This is a genomic window from Enterococcus dongliensis (genome assembly GCF_031927985.1).
GTDB classification, from domain to species: domain Bacteria; phylum Bacillota; class Bacilli; order Lactobacillales; family Enterococcaceae; genus Enterococcus_A; species Enterococcus_A dongliensis.
Genome location: NZ_JARPZC010000005.1, coordinates 101,721 through 116,346, shown reverse-complemented (window position 1 = coordinate 116,346; position 14,626 = coordinate 101,721). Strand labels below are relative to the sequence as shown.

The 14,626-nt window shown below is 38.3% G+C and carries 13 protein-coding genes; 6 read left to right on the top strand and 7 right to left on the bottom strand.

Annotation, left to right across the window (positions count from 1 at the left end; translation table 11 throughout):
* Positions 1–4: 4 nt before the first annotated feature.
* The 3 genes from mutS to P7D84_RS05815 are packed head-to-tail and all read right to left on the bottom strand — an operon-like array spanning position 5 to position 3,756.
* Positions 5–2,560 carry a DNA mismatch repair protein MutS gene (gene mutS, locus P7D84_RS05825; protein WP_311805540.1) on the bottom strand — a complete coding sequence of 852 codons (2,556 nt, stop codon included), beginning with the start codon at positions 2,558–2,560 and terminating at the stop codon, positions 5–7.
* Positions 2,560–2,946 (bottom strand): YlbF family regulator, encoded by a 387-nt coding sequence (locus P7D84_RS05820; protein ID WP_311800364.1) that lies wholly within the window; start codon positions 2,944–2,946, stop codon positions 2,560–2,562. The genes mutS and P7D84_RS05820 overlap by 1 nt, the downstream gene beginning before the upstream one ends.
* 15 nt (positions 2,947–2,961) lie before the next feature.
* Positions 2,962–3,756 carry a TIGR00282 family metallophosphoesterase gene (locus P7D84_RS05815; RefSeq protein WP_311805487.1) on the bottom strand — a complete coding sequence of 265 codons (795 nt, stop codon included), beginning with the start codon at positions 3,754–3,756 and terminating at the stop codon, positions 2,962–2,964.
* Between the two features lie 542 nt (positions 3,757–4,298).
* On the opposite strand from P7D84_RS05815, the gene brnQ reads away from it, so the two are divergent.
* The gene (brnQ, locus tag P7D84_RS05810) at positions 4,299–5,657 is read left to right on the top strand and encodes a branched-chain amino acid transport system II carrier protein (protein WP_311800403.1); all 1,359 of its coding nucleotides are present in this window, start codon (positions 4,299–4,301) and stop codon (positions 5,655–5,657) included.
* Positions 5,658–5,738: 81 nt separating this feature from the next.
* Here the strand turns inward: brnQ and P7D84_RS05805 are convergent, their stop codons facing one another.
* Both P7D84_RS05805 and P7D84_RS05800 read right to left on the bottom strand, forming a co-directional pair.
* Positions 5,739–6,518, bottom strand: a complete 780-nt coding sequence (locus tag P7D84_RS05805; protein ID WP_311805485.1) for an HAD family hydrolase — start codon at positions 6,516–6,518, stop codon at positions 5,739–5,741.
* Positions 6,519–6,533: 15 nt separating this feature from the next.
* Positions 6,534–7,172 (bottom strand): DNA alkylation repair protein, encoded by a 639-nt coding sequence (locus P7D84_RS05800; RefSeq protein WP_311805483.1) that lies wholly within the window; start codon positions 7,170–7,172, stop codon positions 6,534–6,536.
* A 388-nt stretch (positions 7,173–7,560) separates the two neighbouring features.
* Here P7D84_RS05800 and rpsD point away from each other — a divergent pair, with 388 nt between their 5' ends.
* From rpsD to P7D84_RS05785, 3 genes are all read left to right on the top strand, one after another.
* Positions 7,561–8,172 (top strand): 30S ribosomal protein S4, encoded by a 612-nt coding sequence (rpsD, locus tag P7D84_RS05795; RefSeq protein ID WP_016181608.1) that lies wholly within the window; start codon positions 7,561–7,563, stop codon positions 8,170–8,172.
* Positions 8,173–8,324: 152 nt separating this feature from the next.
* The gene (locus tag P7D84_RS05790) at positions 8,325–9,245 is read left to right on the top strand and encodes a DUF975 family protein (protein ID WP_311805481.1); all 921 of its coding nucleotides are present in this window, start codon (positions 8,325–8,327) and stop codon (positions 9,243–9,245) included.
* A 187-nt stretch (positions 9,246–9,432) separates the two neighbouring features.
* Positions 9,433–9,975 (top strand): biotin transporter BioY, encoded by a 543-nt coding sequence (locus P7D84_RS05785; RefSeq protein WP_311800369.1) that lies wholly within the window; start codon positions 9,433–9,435, stop codon positions 9,973–9,975.
* Between the two features lie 44 nt (positions 9,976–10,019).
* Here P7D84_RS05785 and P7D84_RS05780 read toward each other — a convergent pair whose 3' ends face one another.
* A complete protein-coding gene (locus P7D84_RS05780; RefSeq protein ID WP_311805479.1) occupies positions 10,020–10,646 on the bottom strand; it encodes a DUF1054 domain-containing protein in 627 nt (208 codons plus the stop codon).
* 343 nt (positions 10,647–10,989) lie between these two features.
* Between P7D84_RS05780 and P7D84_RS05775 the strand changes: the two genes are divergently transcribed.
* Together P7D84_RS05775 and P7D84_RS05770 are read left to right on the top strand one after the other, a co-directional pair.
* Positions 10,990–11,997 (top strand): alcohol dehydrogenase catalytic domain-containing protein, encoded by a 1,008-nt coding sequence (locus P7D84_RS05775; protein WP_311800371.1) that lies wholly within the window; start codon positions 10,990–10,992, stop codon positions 11,995–11,997.
* 215 nt (positions 11,998–12,212) lie between these two features.
* Positions 12,213–12,944, top strand: a complete 732-nt coding sequence (locus tag P7D84_RS05770; RefSeq protein WP_311805477.1) for an MIP/aquaporin family protein — start codon at positions 12,213–12,215, stop codon at positions 12,942–12,944.
* Positions 12,945–13,049: 105 nt separating this feature from the next.
* On the opposite strand, the gene gltX is transcribed toward P7D84_RS05770, so the two are convergent.
* Positions 13,050–14,603 carry a glutamate--tRNA ligase gene (gene gltX, locus P7D84_RS05765; RefSeq protein WP_376715959.1) on the bottom strand — a complete coding sequence of 518 codons (1,554 nt, stop codon included), beginning with the start codon at positions 14,601–14,603 and terminating at the stop codon, positions 13,050–13,052.
* Positions 14,604–14,626: the final 23 nt, after the last annotated feature.

Below are 14,626 nucleotides of genomic sequence, written 5' to 3'. Positions count from 1 at the left end.
TTTATTAAATCTGTTTTTGTAACTCGTACAAGAAGTTTAAGGCTTCCATCGGATTCATTTCAAGTAAATTGGCTTTTTTTAGCTGATCTACTACCCCTAGTTCTGCAGTGGAAACTTCACTGAATAGTGAAAGTTGTTCTGTCTCTTCTGTCTCTTCAACTTTCTTTTGCACTGGTGTATCAGCTTCTAAAGCAGCTAAAATTGTTGCCGCACGCGAGAGCAACTCCGTTGGCATTCCCGCAATTTTTGCCACATGAATACCGTAACTTTTATCTGCAGGACCATTCATCAATTTATGCAAGAAAACGACTTCGCCATGTTGTTCCACCGCTCCGACATGGACATTTTTTAATTTAGGTAATGTTTCTTCTAAAACTGTCAGCTCGTGATAATGGGTAGAAAATAATGTTTTGGCTTTGACTGTTTTATGGATATATTCGATGATTGCTTGAGCTAACGCCATTCCATCATAAGTTGCCGTTCCACGTCCCAACTCATCGAATAAAATTAAACTATTTGGTGTGGCATGACGCAGCGCTTGATTGGCCTCCATCATTTCCACCATAAAGGTTGATTGACCTGCAATCAAATCATCGCTGGCACCAATTCGAGTAAAAATTTGATCGAAAATCGGCAGTTCTGCTTTTTCAGCAGGAACAAAACATCCCATTTGTGCCATGATTACAGTCAATGCAAGTTGACGCATATAAGTACTTTTACCAGACATATTGGGACCGGTGATCAGCAATACCATCTCATCTGGATTCATGTGGACACTGTTTGGAATATATTCTTGATGACCAAGCACTTTTTCTACAACCGGATGACGTCCTTCATCAATCTGCAACTGATGGGTCCCTACTCCCAGTGTCGGCTGCACGTATTGATAGCGCTCGCTGATTGTTGCAAAACTTTGTAATACATCAGTCGCACTCAAACTTTTTGCTAGTTTTTGCAGACGTGTGATAGCTTTTTTAACTTCGTTACGTACCTTTAAAAAGAGTTCATATTCTAAGGCAACTGATTTTTCTTCAGCTTCTAAAATCAAAGTCTCTAATTTTTTCAATTCCGGTGTAATGAACCGTTCAGCATTGGCTAACGTTTGTTTCCGCTCATACTTTCCTTCTTCCAAGTTGGCAAGATTTGATTTCGTAATCTCGATATAGTAACCAAATACGCGATTGTACCCAACTTTCAATGTCTTGATCCCAGTTTCTTTACGCTCGCGTGCTTCCAATTCAGCCAGCCACGTTTTTCCGTTTTTCATTGCTTCGCGGTATTGATCCAATTGTGTATCATAATCATCTTTGATAACATTTCCTTCAGTAATCTGCAGTGGTGCTTCTTCGTTGATGGCTTTTTCAATCAACGTAACTAAATCATCCATTGGCTCCATATCCACCAATAGTTCATTCCACTCTCCTTGATTGATCCCCAGCAACAATTGACGAATCTGCGGTACTTGCATCAATGACGTTTTTAATTGAATCAAATCTCGGCCGTTGACATTGCCAAAAGCAACACGTCCGGCCAAACGTTCTAAGTCATAGACTTTCGTTAGTGCTTCATTCAAATCCATCCGTTCAAAATAAGCAGCAAGTAAAGAAGCGACCATCGCTTGTCTGGCATTGATCTGACGTTTTTGTATCAATGGTCGATCAATCCATTGCTTCAACAAACGACCTCCCATTGCGGTTTTCGTTTCATCCAACAGCCATAACAGCGTCCCTTGTTTTTTTCCTGTCCGGATTGAACGAGTCAATTCTAAATTCGTCTTAGAGAAATAATCCAACTTCAAGAAATGTTCTGGTTGATATTCTTCTGCTTTTTGGATATGACCTAAACTGCGTTTTTGTGTAACCGATAAATAAGTCAGTAATTTTCCCGTTGCTTCTTTTTCAGCTTCATTCATAATATCAGCCGTTAAAAAACTAAATTCTGCGTTGTCTTCGATTGTCTCTTGCTTAGAAAAAACTAACCCTAACCGCTCTGCTAGATTTTTTTGCAGACCTGCTGGGATTTCACTGCCTAAAACAATTTCTTTTGTTTGTAAGGCGGTCGCTTCGTTCATCACTGCTTCTTCATCGTGTAATACAGCCGTTTTTAATTCACCCGTTGAAAGATCGACGTAAGCAAAACCAAAGGTATCCTTTACTTGAGTGACCGCGGTCAAAAAATTATTGGCTTTCGCTTCAATGCCCTTGCCTTCCATCAATGTCCCTGGAGTAATCAGTTGGACGACTTCTCGTTTGACCATGCCTTTTGCCTGTTTTGGATCTTCCATTTGTTCACAAATAGCGACTTTATATCCTTGCTCAACTAATGTGTCAATATAGCCTTGAGCAGAATGATGGGGTACGCCGCACATTGGGATTGGATCTTCTGCGTTTCGATTGCGACTTGTCAATGTTAACTCTAATAATTGTGAAACTTTGACCGCATCTTCATTGAAAAGTTCGTAAAAGTCTCCTAAACGATAAAATAAAAAGGCATCTTTATACTGTTCTTTGATCGCCAAATACTGTTCCATCATCGGCGTATTTTTCGTTTTTTGAGGCATCATTGCTCCCCTTCTCTTGTTAATTCGTCGGCTTCTAACGCAGCGTTGACTTCTTTTTGGATACTATTAGTCAAGTGCTGCAACAACTCATTTGCTTCGTATAACTGCTCACGATAAGCAATCACCAGTGGATGCTGATTGAACTCTTTGGTTAGCTGATCGGCTTTTTTTAATGCTGCCCGCTCTGCTTCGGGTTTATCATAATGAGCAAACTGAACTGCTTCTTTTTGAGCAGTCTTGATTCCTTCTTCCAATTCTTTAAGTGTCTCATTTTCAGCCACTCGTTTCTTGAGTTTTTGATAATCCTGAATGACTTCATTTTCACTTAATAATGCCGTTAAATGCGTTAAAGCCGCATCAACGGCGGCTTCATTTTTTAAATTCATTTCGTACCTCTGCTTCTATTCTCTAAATGGACGATCTTCATTGATCAAGATCGTTTCGATTTTCTGACCGTGACCATTTTTATCAATATCAATCACACAAGCTGATAATAACGTTCGGCCTTCTTCAACTACTTCAAAGCGACGCGGCAATGCCGTCATAAATTTTTCAATGACCGGCTCTCTTTTCATTCCTAAGATACCGTCATAAGGTCCGGTCATCCCGACATCAGTCAAATAAGCCGTTCCTTTAGGCAAAATTCGAGCATCATTTGTTTGAACATGTGTGTGGGTCCCAACAATCGCTGAAACGCGCCCATCGACAAACCAGCCCATCGCTTGTTTCTCACTAGTCGTTTCGCCATGAAAATCAATAAAAATATACGGTGTATGTTTTTGCGCTTCTGTAATTAATTGATCGCCGATGCGGAAGGGATCATCCAGATCCGTCATAAACGTCCGACCTTGTAAATTGATAATCGCTAGTTCTAAATCATTCACTTTCACATATAAATGACCTCTACCTGGTGTACCCGCTGGAAAATTTGCTGGCCGAATAATTTTTTTCGCTTCAGGAATAAAATCAAAAATCGCTCGGTTATCCCATGTGTGGTTGCCCATTGTCACAACATCTACACCGTCTTGCAAAAATTTCTTATAGATTTTTTCCGTAATTCCACGACCCGCGGCCGCATTTTCCCCGTTGACGATCGTCAACTGTGGATGATATTTCTTTTTCAGTCGTGGCAAATAATCACTTAACACTTGCCGACCTAAAGAACCAACAACATCCCCAATAAATAGTAAGCGCACTTTTTTTCCCCTTCTCTAGTTAAGCATCTCGTCTTATTATAGTTGTTTTCGTTGGAAAATAAAAGATTCCCTTAATCGCTACTTAGAAAATAGTTTTGTTTCTTTGCTTAAAAAAATTTAATCGAAGCTCTTGCAATTCATTTGATTCCTGTTATAATGATTAAAAATTAATTACAGAAAACGTAGAAGGAAACAGTAGATTTAGCATCGGATTCTCAGAGAGCCGTCACTAGTGGAAAGCGGCAGTCCAACTATTTTGAACATCATTCCTGAGTCAATGTCGATAAGTAGAACATTGTGGCTGCCACCATTATCAGGCTAGCAGATAGCTGTCATCGTCTGCGAAAGAGTTAAACAAAAGGTGGTACCGTTCATTCAAGAACCCTTTTTTCCGATACCGGAAAAAAGGGTTCTTTTTTTATCAAAACGTTGATGTACTGTAAAGAATTTAATTACTTGCTAGTTGAGAGGGGGGATTTTTTTGGATGTTGATATTTGCGACATTTTGAACAATTTGAAAAATTTGGGAGGAACTATCTATGATGGAAACAACAAAAAAAGTCTCTTGGAAACAATTATTCGTTTTAAGCTCTTTGATCTTCGGCATGTTTTTTGGTTCAGGTAATTTGATTTTTCCAGTTCATTTAGGACAAATGGCGGGCAGTCATTGGTTTGTGTCAGCTTTGGGATTTGCTATTTCTGGTGCACTTTTCCCACTACTGGCCATTCTTGCAGTAGTAGTAACAAAAAGCGATGGGCTTTATGATTTGGCAAGGCCGGTCGGAAAAACCTATGCTGCACTCTTTCTGATCCTCGTTCATTTAACGATTGGGCCATTCTTCGGCACACCAAGAACTGCTGCAACTGCTTTTGAAATTGGGCTTAAACCATTCTTAGCTGAAAAAAACTGGGGAATCGGGATGCTGCTTTTCTCAGCGGCTTTCTTTTCACTTGCTTACTTTTTAACGCTTCATCAAAACAAACTAGTTACTTATATCGGAAAATACTTAAACACAATCTTCCTTGTTCTGTTAGCGGTCATCTTCTTAATCGCTGTCTTTCATCCAATGGGGAATTTGACACACTCAGCAACTGTTAATTATGCACAGCATCCATTAACTAATGGGGTATTAGAAGGGTATAACACGGTTGATGCTGTCGCTTTACTTGCACTTAGTGTCACGTTTGTCCATGCAGTCAAAGCGATGGGTTTTCATAAAAATGATGCTCGTGTCACAGCTCAAGCCGGAATTTTCAGCGTCTTATTAGAAGTTTTGATCTACTTTGGTTTAGTATTAGTCGGTGCAATGAGTCTTAATCGTTTTAACCTTTCTGATAACGGTGGAACTGCACTTGCTCAAATCGTTCATTATTACTTATCTGATTTTGGCTCAGTATTCTTAGGAGTTTTAGTCACATTAGGTGTCTTTACTACTGCGATGGGTCTGCTTGTTTCTTTCGCGCAAGATTTTCATAAATTATTCCCGCGCGTCAATTATAAAACTTGGTTACGCATCACTACAGTCGTTTCTTTTGTTGTCGCTAATGCCGGATTAGATCGAATCATCCAATGGTCCTTACCAGTATTGATGCTCTTGTATCCTTTATCATTAGCCTTGATCTTATTATCACTGACAGCACGCTATTTCGATAATCATCCATTTGTTTATCAGTTGACTATCGGTTTCACCTTGCTTCCTGCTGTTTTAGACATGCTCGCTAATGCGCCAGAAATGATTGCAACACAACCAGCTGTTCAGACGGTACTTGCCTTGTATCATCACTATTTGCCTTTTGCTTCTTTAGGATTAGGGTGGATCGTGCCAACCTTAGTTGGTTTTGCCGTTGGTGTCTTCTATGTAAAAGTAATGCCTGTCGCTGTTTTAGAAACAAATAAATAAACTGTCATCCGTTTTCAGAATCAAACAGGAAGTCTGAAAATAACCAGAGGCTGTGACCGATAGTGGTCACAGCCTCTTCTATTAATGAACTAACTCTAATTTTCGTAATGCTTTATAAATACCATCTTGATCGTTTGTATCTGTTACAAGATTAGCCGCTTCTTTGACATGTGTTGCCGCATTTCCCATTGCAACACCCGTCCCAGCTAAATTCAGCATTTCAATATCATTGTTTCCGTCACCAAATGTGACGATATTTTCTGGTTTGATACCGACTCTTTTGGCTAAAGCTAAAATCGTTTGCGCTTTTGACCCGGGATTAGGAATGATATCGACACTATTTTCATGCCAACGAACTAAGCGGAATTCTGGAAATGCTGCTTCAAACTCAGCATCTTTTGACTGATCATAAAACGCACAGCCTTGGTAAACTTCGTGTTGAGAAAAATAATTTTCTTCATAATCTGGCGCTTTTTGACCAAAAGAACCCATCGCTTCTAATACTTTTGGCTCATCGAATCGAGTCACTCGGGCAAATGAATCTAATCCAAATAAAGCAATATCTACCTTACGTTCACTGGCAAAATCAATCATACGTGTCAATACTTCACGATCTAATGTATGTTTGTACACTTGTTCATGATCAAGAAACGCCGCTGATCCATTACAAATAATATAATTCGTACAGCCTAACTGATGGATCACGCTGCCAGCCAGTAAGCGGGAACGTCCAGTCGCAATAATCACTAGATGGCCAGCTTGACGCAATGCCTTCAACGCCTTTACAGTGCTGTCCAATGGTTTTCTTTGACTACTCAATAAGGTACCGTCAATGTCTAATGCGATTAATTTTCTTTCCAAAATTTTTCTCTCCATTTATATGTATTTGCTACCCTCACGTAAGGCTAGCTTACTTAATGAATGCTGTTGCATAAAATCTTTTACCCAATCAGGAGCCACTTTACTATAATCTCGCAGTGCCCAACCAATTGCTTTTTGGATAAAAAATTCATCCGTCGGCAGATCTGCTAAGATTGCTCGCGTCAATAACGCCGTATCGGTCTGTTCTTTAAAGCCAAGTTGTAAAATAATTGCTACCCGTCGATACCAAAAATTTTCATGTTGATAAAACCATCCAAAGATCTGCTCTAGCTCTGCTGGATGAGCAAGACCCCAAGTGGAATAGACTTTACGCCATGCATCGGTACTATCCCACCAACTTTTCTCAGCTAACAATGGGAGCAATTCAATCAGCTCCGCACGTGAAAATCGTTGGATATTCTTTTGTGCTAGATCAATCGCATAATAGTGGTATTCGCGTTCTGTTTGATGATAATTTCTAAAAATTTCGTGAATCAACGCAGGAATCGACAAAGTTAGACTCGCTTGCAAATACGGATATTCCAACTGTGCTCGTTGTGGTTTTTTGACTCCGCAAAAAGAAAACTGGTCTCTCATATAATGAGCCATTGCTTCTGCATTTTCTGCTAGTGTTGGAAAAATCAACGCATCCATTGCATTGCTCCTTAATAAATTTGTTGAACAGATATTTTTATCTCTACATTGTAGAGAACTTTCAAAACATTTGCAAAAAAATTATTCTATTGTTTCATTTACAGACACGTCAACTAACAGGTGTTGTTTTTTATCACCTCTCAACAATTAACATATTTTTTTCAAAAAAGCAACACCTGAACTTGACGTAGCTGACGCTTTTCCGTTATACTGACATTTGTGTAAAATAATGCAGCAGAAGAATAATAACCCGTCCCCAGTTCGTTGCCAATTTTGGTTCAATTGTGTAACTGCGGCTGCGAAGGTGAAGATTGAAGAACGAACTACACGGATATGAATTTTTCAACGGATTATTTTACTCCAAAACAATTTATTGGAGGAATTTTAAATGTCACGTTATACAGGACCATCATGGAAACAATCTCGTCGTCTTGGTATCTCATTATCAGGAACAGGAAAAGAATTAGCACGTCGTCCCTACGCTCCAGGTCAACATGGACCAAACAGCCGCGGAAAGAAATCTGAATACGGCTTGCAAATGTCAGAAAAACAAAAATTACGTTTCATCTACGGATTAAACGAACGTCAATTCCGTAACTTATTCGTACGCGCTAGCAAAATCAAAGAAGGTAAACACGGTGTTAACTTCATGATCTTACTAGAACGTCGTTTAGATAACGTTGTTTACCGTCTAGGTTTGGCTTCAACTCGTCGCCAAGCACGTCAATTAGTCAACCATGGTCACGTAACAGTCGATGGCAAACGTGTTGACATCGCTTCATACGAAGTAGAAGTTGGCCAAGTTATCGGTATCCGTGAAAAATCTAAAAACATGGTTACTGTAAAAGAAGCAGTTGAATCAGCTGTTGGTCGTCCGGCTTTTGTTAGCTTCGACGATGAAAAATTAGAAGGTTCATTGTCTCGTTTACCAGAACGTGATGAAATCAACCCAGAAATCGACGAATCATTAGTCGTTGAATTCTACAACAAATTAATGTAAGACTTCTTACAGACACTCAAGTCCTTGTGTTGCAGGGATTTGAGTGTTTTTTTGAATTCTTCAAACATTTGTTGACGAATATACTTTTATCAATGATAATTATCAAGTGAAAATTATTTGTACGTTTCAATGATAAAGAAAAGGGTGGGAAAATGAACTATTGTCCAAATTGCGGTGCGGAATTACGAGCGGGAGCAAAGTTTTGTCCGACATGCGGCTATAATGTAGTACAAGATGAGTCAATCGAGAATGAAGCAGCAGAAGCAGCAGAAGCAGCTACTCAAACTACTCAAGAGACCTTCAAACTTGAGCTTGAACAAGCAGAAGGACTAAATATTACTCGCGCGGCAATAAAAAAACGCGCCCAAGAAAAATTATCCGGCAGATACGGCGAATGGTGTAAAACAATCATCTTACTAGTTGTCGCTAGATTTATCGCGGGATTTCTTTTCCAAATTGCTTACGTCCATTTTTTTGCTAATGGTATGCTTCAATTATTTAGCGTATTTATGCCCTATAGTGCGTATGGTTACGGTTATAATTATGGGTACGGTAGTCCGTATGCTAGTTTTTCATTATTCTTATGGTTTTTACTGATGATCATTGCAATCATTTTAATTTTTTTGATTGCGGCTTTATCCACTGCAGTATTGCAATGGTGTGCAATCCATACGTTGAGAGGTAACCGTGCCGATGGCTTGAAAATATTTGCTTATTTTATCAAATCACAAAAAGATCGGATCCTAAAAGCAAACATCTTAATCGCAATCTATACCTTTTTATGGTCGTTATTGTTTGTTATCCCTGGAATCATAAAGTCAGCTTCCTATGCGATGACCAATTACTTGTTGGAAAAAGATGACCGTTTAAGTGCTTCTGAAGCGATTTTACTAAGTCGACAAATCATGCACGGCTATAAACTAGAATTTTTAATTCTGCGCTACTCATTTTTCTTCTGGCATATCGCTACTATTTTCCAGGTAACTAATTTTTATGTAATGCCCTATCAAAACGTGACTGAGATCCAATTTTTAGATATGCTGTATAATCATTACGTCGCACAAAACAAATAAAAAAGACATCAGCTGATGTCTTTTTTATTTGTTTTTTCTTATTCTGTTAAACAATGAAAGAGCGTTTTATTCCGTTAGTTACTAAAAAAAATGACAGCAATGAAATTTTCTCTTTACAACTTGTCAATCCTCCCTTATACTTTCGTTAACCTAAATATTTAATTGAGTTAACGAAGGAGTGAATCTATTGAAATTAAGTAGTCGAGAAATTGTTTTAGCTGGATTGTTCGCAGCTGTCATTAGTATTTTAGCACAATTTACTATCCCTCTTGGTCCAATCCCATTGACCTTACAAACTTTTGCGGTTGGATTTGTCGTGACCATTTTAGGAAAAAAGACTGGAACAATCGCTGTTTTGATTTATTTATTGATGGGGATGATCGGCTTGCCTGTACTAGCTGGCGGTGCTGCAGGAATCGCCCACTACTTTGGACCAACCGGCGGATTTTTAATTGGTTTTATTTTTCAAGCTTATTTTACTGCCTTGATTATTGAAAAAACCCAGTTCAATTATTTTTGGTCGATTGTTGCAAATATAATCGGCGCTTTTATTACGTTGCTGTTCGGTTCCCTCTGGTTGAAATTTAGTGGCGATTTGCCTTGGAACACAGCTTTTTCAGCAGGAATGATTCCATTTATCTTACCTGGTATCATCAAGGCGCTTGCTGCAGGTTATCTCGGCGTCCTACTCGGTAAAAGATTGCCCATCACAACATATGCCGCTCATTAAGTTTCCATTATTGGAAACTTTTTTTATCCAACTTTTTTAAGAAATTAGTTTTCTACTGATAAGAGATTTGCTTGGTTCGCCAGTTGGTAAATGGGCGCTAATTTTTCATAGGTAGCGCTCATAAAGTCTTGTGCTGCTTCAGGATTTTTCCACAAGGGATCACCTTTTGGGATAATTCTCCCAATTTGAAACTCGCCTTTTTTGACATCACGAAACCTTATCAACAATTTTTGGAGGGTTTCTGGTGATAACTTTTCGACTGTTGATTTCGTATGGTCTCCTGATAAAACAAAGTCTGGGGATAAATCCTCAAAAACTGCTTGATTCTCCAACAGCAATTGTGCGATCTCCCGTTCATTTTTTGGTTGATCAATACACGCTAGCCACATAAAGACATACTCTCCGCCAATTCCTAATTGAAAATGCGGTTCCATCTTGTAGCCTCGTTTTTGTCGACTCAATGCAGACCACGTATTTTCTGGTGGATACGTCGTTCGTCTGCGATGCTGTGCGATGTGGATAAATAATTTTTCATTTACCAATGGTTCAAGCAACTGTTGAAAACTTTCATTTAATTGTTGAAAAGTCGGTTGAATCTCTTGGCGGATCGCTGCCATACGTTCTTCTAATCCGGCAACTTCAAAAACTTCGAAACTCTGTTCATTAAACATCTTGTTCCTCCTCATTTCAAAATTCTCATTGTTAGATTTTATTTCCATTGTTTCATTCCGTTTTATGGTGATTTTCAAATAAAATTGGTATGCTATATAAGATGTGATTGCCAAATGCACCAATCTCATTTTACCTATCCCGCATTTGACTCACAAGAGAAGGATTCTTTTTCTGCAAATTTTTATTTTTGAGTGATCATGCTGCAGAAATTAGGAAAACGTTTCAATTCTTTCACTATTTTAAAGAAATTATTTCCCTCTCTTTGTTAAATCAAGTATATTATATAAGTAGCCATTTCATTATTGGAGATTCAGAAATTTATTTCTGAGGAGGATAACACGAATGATTTCAGACGCAGTAGGGTTCGAGAAAAAATTTCGTTTAAAAGAAGATACCAAATTTGAACAGTATAAAATCATGCTCCCCAAATTGCGAGAAAATGATCTAATGATAAAGATTTCCGCGATCTCTATCAGTACATTAGACACACAGATTCGCCAAACAATCAAAGGTGCGAAAAAACCGTATATTTTAGGTTTTGGTGGTGTAGGGATTATTACGCGCTTAGGTAGCAGCAACTCGCGATTGAACGTTGGAGATCGTGTATTGTATGTAAATAGAGTAGGAAAATACGGCAGCTACAGCAACTTTCAAATCGTTGATGTCCGCTCTGTCGTAAAACTACCAGACTCATTTCCTACCGATGAAGCTGCTGCTTTTTCTTATAGCTTTTTCCTAGCTTTCGAAGTATTGTTCAATCAGTTGAAATTGATTCCGCATCCAGGAAAAAATCAAGGAAACCTATTAATCTTAAACACTTCTGACGGACTGGGAGCGACTATTATCCAATTAGCTAAATGGGCTGGATTGAAAGTTGCCGCTACTATCAATAAAAACAATTCAGAAATCTGGATCAAAAACATGGGTGCTGATGTCGTATTTTCACAATCGACCCATTTGTCCCGTGAATTGACTAATGCAGAAATGATGCCAGTCGACTATGTGATTAACTTAGATACTGAAAAAGAGAAAAGTTTTGATCACCTAGCTGAATTCAAAGAAACTGCTAAAGTCCTTTTACTACATTTCGTCAAAAAGAAAACGAAAAATTTTGATCCTGATTATTTGCATTTTTATTGCGAAGAATTTTTAGAAACTTCTTTTGCAACGGAAGAAGGCATTGCTTATTCCCACAAAGCAATGGAATTACTGGTCTATTTATGGAGTAAAAATCAATTGACTTCTATTTTGACCGCACAATTAAATGGTTTTTCAGATAAAAATTTCTATGGAGCCCACAAATTGATTGAAAATAATCCAAATTTTCGTCACCTTGTTCTAATAAACTAAGAAAATCTCGTTCAATTGAATGAGATTTTTTTACTTAAAAGCAAATTTTTCCTTAAAAAGCTTAGATTCGTCACCTCCGCAACATTTATCGTCATTTATTAAATAAATTTACTGTTTTTTTGGAGTTAACATTTGCTAAATTTTGGAAATCAGATTAAGATATAAAATGAAATTTTCATTTGTATTTTCATTTCAATTATTTTTAGGAGGTCTTTATGGATTATTCACTGACTACTCGGTTAGCGGCTGAGTTTTTGGGAACTGCTTTGTTAGTTATGCTAGGAAATGGTGCAGTTGCCAATGTTGATTTAAGAGGGACGAAAGGTTACGGAAGTGACTGGATGTTGATTGCAGTAGGATACGGTTGTGGGGTCATGATTCCTGCCATGATTTTTGGTGGTATCAGCGGTAACCACATCAATCCAGCGTTTACAATTGGTTTAGCAGTTAGCGGTATGTTCCCTTGGTCGGAAGTTCTTCCTTACATCGTTGTACAATTCCTTGGTGCGATGGTTGGACAATTAGTCGTAGTAGCCAGCTACAAACCCTATTACGATCAAACTGAAGACAAATTACATGTGCTAGGAACATTTTCAACAATCAACAGTGTTGGTTCTAAGTTCAACGGCTTTGTAAATGAATTCTTCGGATCATTTATTTTATTCTTTGGTGCCCTTGGTATTACCAAAGCACCTTTTTTCCAAGACAATTTAGGGACTGCTCATTTGGCTTTAGGTTTCTTAGTTTGGACCTTAGTTGCTTCATTTGGCGGACCAACTGGACCAGGTTTGAATCCTGCACGTGATTTAGGTCCTCGTATTATGCATGCCTTATTACCATTAAAAAATAAAGGCGATTCACAATGGAGTTACTCTTGGGTCCCTGTAGTTGCCCCAATCGTTGCTTCAATCATTGCGATTGCTTTATATAAAGCCTTATTTATTTAAAAAGAAACTGCCGCAAATCTTGCGGCAGTTTTTTTATCCAACTTATTGTTTGGATTATCATACGACAAAAAAACTGCAGCCCTCAGTCAAGGCTGCAGTAAGAGATTAGTTACTTAAAGAAGTGAGTGCATTCTCGATTAACTGTTCTACCGTCGCTTTTGGCATAACAGATAAAATATCGGTAATTTGTGGTGCTGATTTGCTATCTGTAAAGACGACATTTAACGGCATATATAACTTACGGCCTTTTTGTCCCGTTTCCTTTTGAATCACTGACAAGATCGCTGGGTAATCCACAGGATCTGGTGCGTTCTTCAATTCTGCTGACATCACAGTCAAAATTTGTTTTACGCTTTCGCTATCAAATTCTGCTAAGTCGGTATAAGTGAAGGTCACTTGTTTCGCATTTTTGATAAACAAGATTTTTTCCATGAATGTCATCAACGTTTTGGCTTCAGTATGATAGATGTCTACGACTTTTTTTATAAAGTCTGGTTCGTTTTCGATTCCAATAGCTTTTAATTTTTCAGCAACATCGGTTTCTGCTGCACCAACTAAAGTCAAGATTCGTTTAGTCAATTCATCGACAGAAAGTTTTTTGATATATTCGGCATTGGTCCAGTCTAATTTCTTTTGATCGAAGTAAGCAGGCGAGGCTGACATCCGATTGATATCATAAGCTTCGATCAATTCATCCCGGGTGAATAATTCTTTTTCCCCAACTGGTGACCAGCCAAGAAAGGCGATAAAATTCAATAATGCTTCATTCAAATACCCATATTTACGGTATTGGCTAATGAATTGCAATGTATTTTTATCACGTTTACTTAATTTTTTATGTGTATCCAAACTATAAATCAATGTAATATGACCAAACAATGGCTTAGGAATGTCTAGTGCTTCATATACAGCGATTTGTTTTGGTGTATTCGCAATATGATCATCTCCACGCAACACGTGGCTAATCTTCATTAAATAGTCATCAATGACTACCGCAAAATTATATGTTGCCATTCCATTACTTTTTTCGATGATGAAGTCGCCACCAATATTGTCTGAATTAAATTCAACTCGACCTTTAATCATATCTTCCCAAGCATAGATATGATCTTCAGGAAGATGCAAACGAACAGTTGGTTTACGCCCTTCAGCTTTGGCTTGTTCGATTTGTTCTTCTGTTGCGCCATACCAACGACCATCATAATGCGGTGCGATTTTCGCTTCGATCTGTTGGTCATGTAATTCTTTTAGTTCTTCTTCTGTCGCATAGTCATAATAAGCAAGACCAGCGTCTAGTAATTGTTGTACATATTTATGATACAAGTTCACACGATCTTTTTGGTGGTAAGGGGCAAATTCTTTTTTAGGTTTATCCGGACCTTCATCCCAGTCGATACCCAGCCAATGAAGATTCTCCATCTGGCTTTCTTCGCCATGGGGTACATTACGTTTCAAGTCAGTATCTTCGATTCGCAAAACCCAAGTTCCCTTATAATGTTTCGCAAATAAGTAGTTGAATAACGCAGACTGCGCGTTTCCTAAATGCAAAAAACCTGTTGGACTTGGTGCGTATCTCACTCGTACGTCGCCGGTAACTTCTACTTTTTCTTTTTTCAATTTGATTCCCTCCAGTTTAAAAGTCCTGATGGTGAATTGCATTATCAGGACTTTAATAACAGTAG

What these genes read in the sequence shown, in the direction of transcription:
- mutS (WP_311805540.1), bottom strand. Translation starts at nt 2,560, where the DNA reads ATGCCTCAAAAAACGAAAAATACGCCGATGATGGAACAGTATTTGGCG.
- P7D84_RS05820 (WP_311800364.1), bottom strand. Translation starts at nt 2,946, where the DNA reads ATGAATTTAAAAAATGAAGCCGCCGTTGATGCGGCTTTAACGCATTTA.
- brnQ (WP_311800403.1), top strand. Translation starts at nt 4,299, where the DNA reads ATGGAAACAACAAAAAAAGTCTCTTGGAAACAATTATTCGTTTTAAGC.
- P7D84_RS05800 (WP_311805483.1), bottom strand. Translation starts at nt 7,172, where the DNA reads ATGGATGCGTTGATTTTTCCAACACTAGCAGAAAATGCAGAAGCAATG.
- rpsD (WP_016181608.1), top strand. Translation starts at nt 7,561, where the DNA reads ATGTCACGTTATACAGGACCATCATGGAAACAATCTCGTCGTCTTGGT.
- P7D84_RS05790 (WP_311805481.1), top strand. Translation starts at nt 8,325, where the DNA reads ATGAACTATTGTCCAAATTGCGGTGCGGAATTACGAGCGGGAGCAAAG.
- P7D84_RS05780 (WP_311805479.1), bottom strand. Translation starts at nt 10,646, where the DNA reads ATGTTTAATGAACAGAGTTTCGAAGTTTTTGAAGTTGCCGGATTAGAA.
- P7D84_RS05775 (WP_311800371.1), top strand. Translation starts at nt 10,990, where the DNA reads ATGATTTCAGACGCAGTAGGGTTCGAGAAAAAATTTCGTTTAAAAGAA.
- P7D84_RS05770 (WP_311805477.1), top strand. Translation starts at nt 12,213, where the DNA reads ATGGATTATTCACTGACTACTCGGTTAGCGGCTGAGTTTTTGGGAACT.
- gltX (WP_376715959.1), bottom strand. Translation starts at nt 14,603, where the DNA reads ATGCAATTCACCATCAGGACTTTTAAACTGGAGGGAATCAAATTGAAA.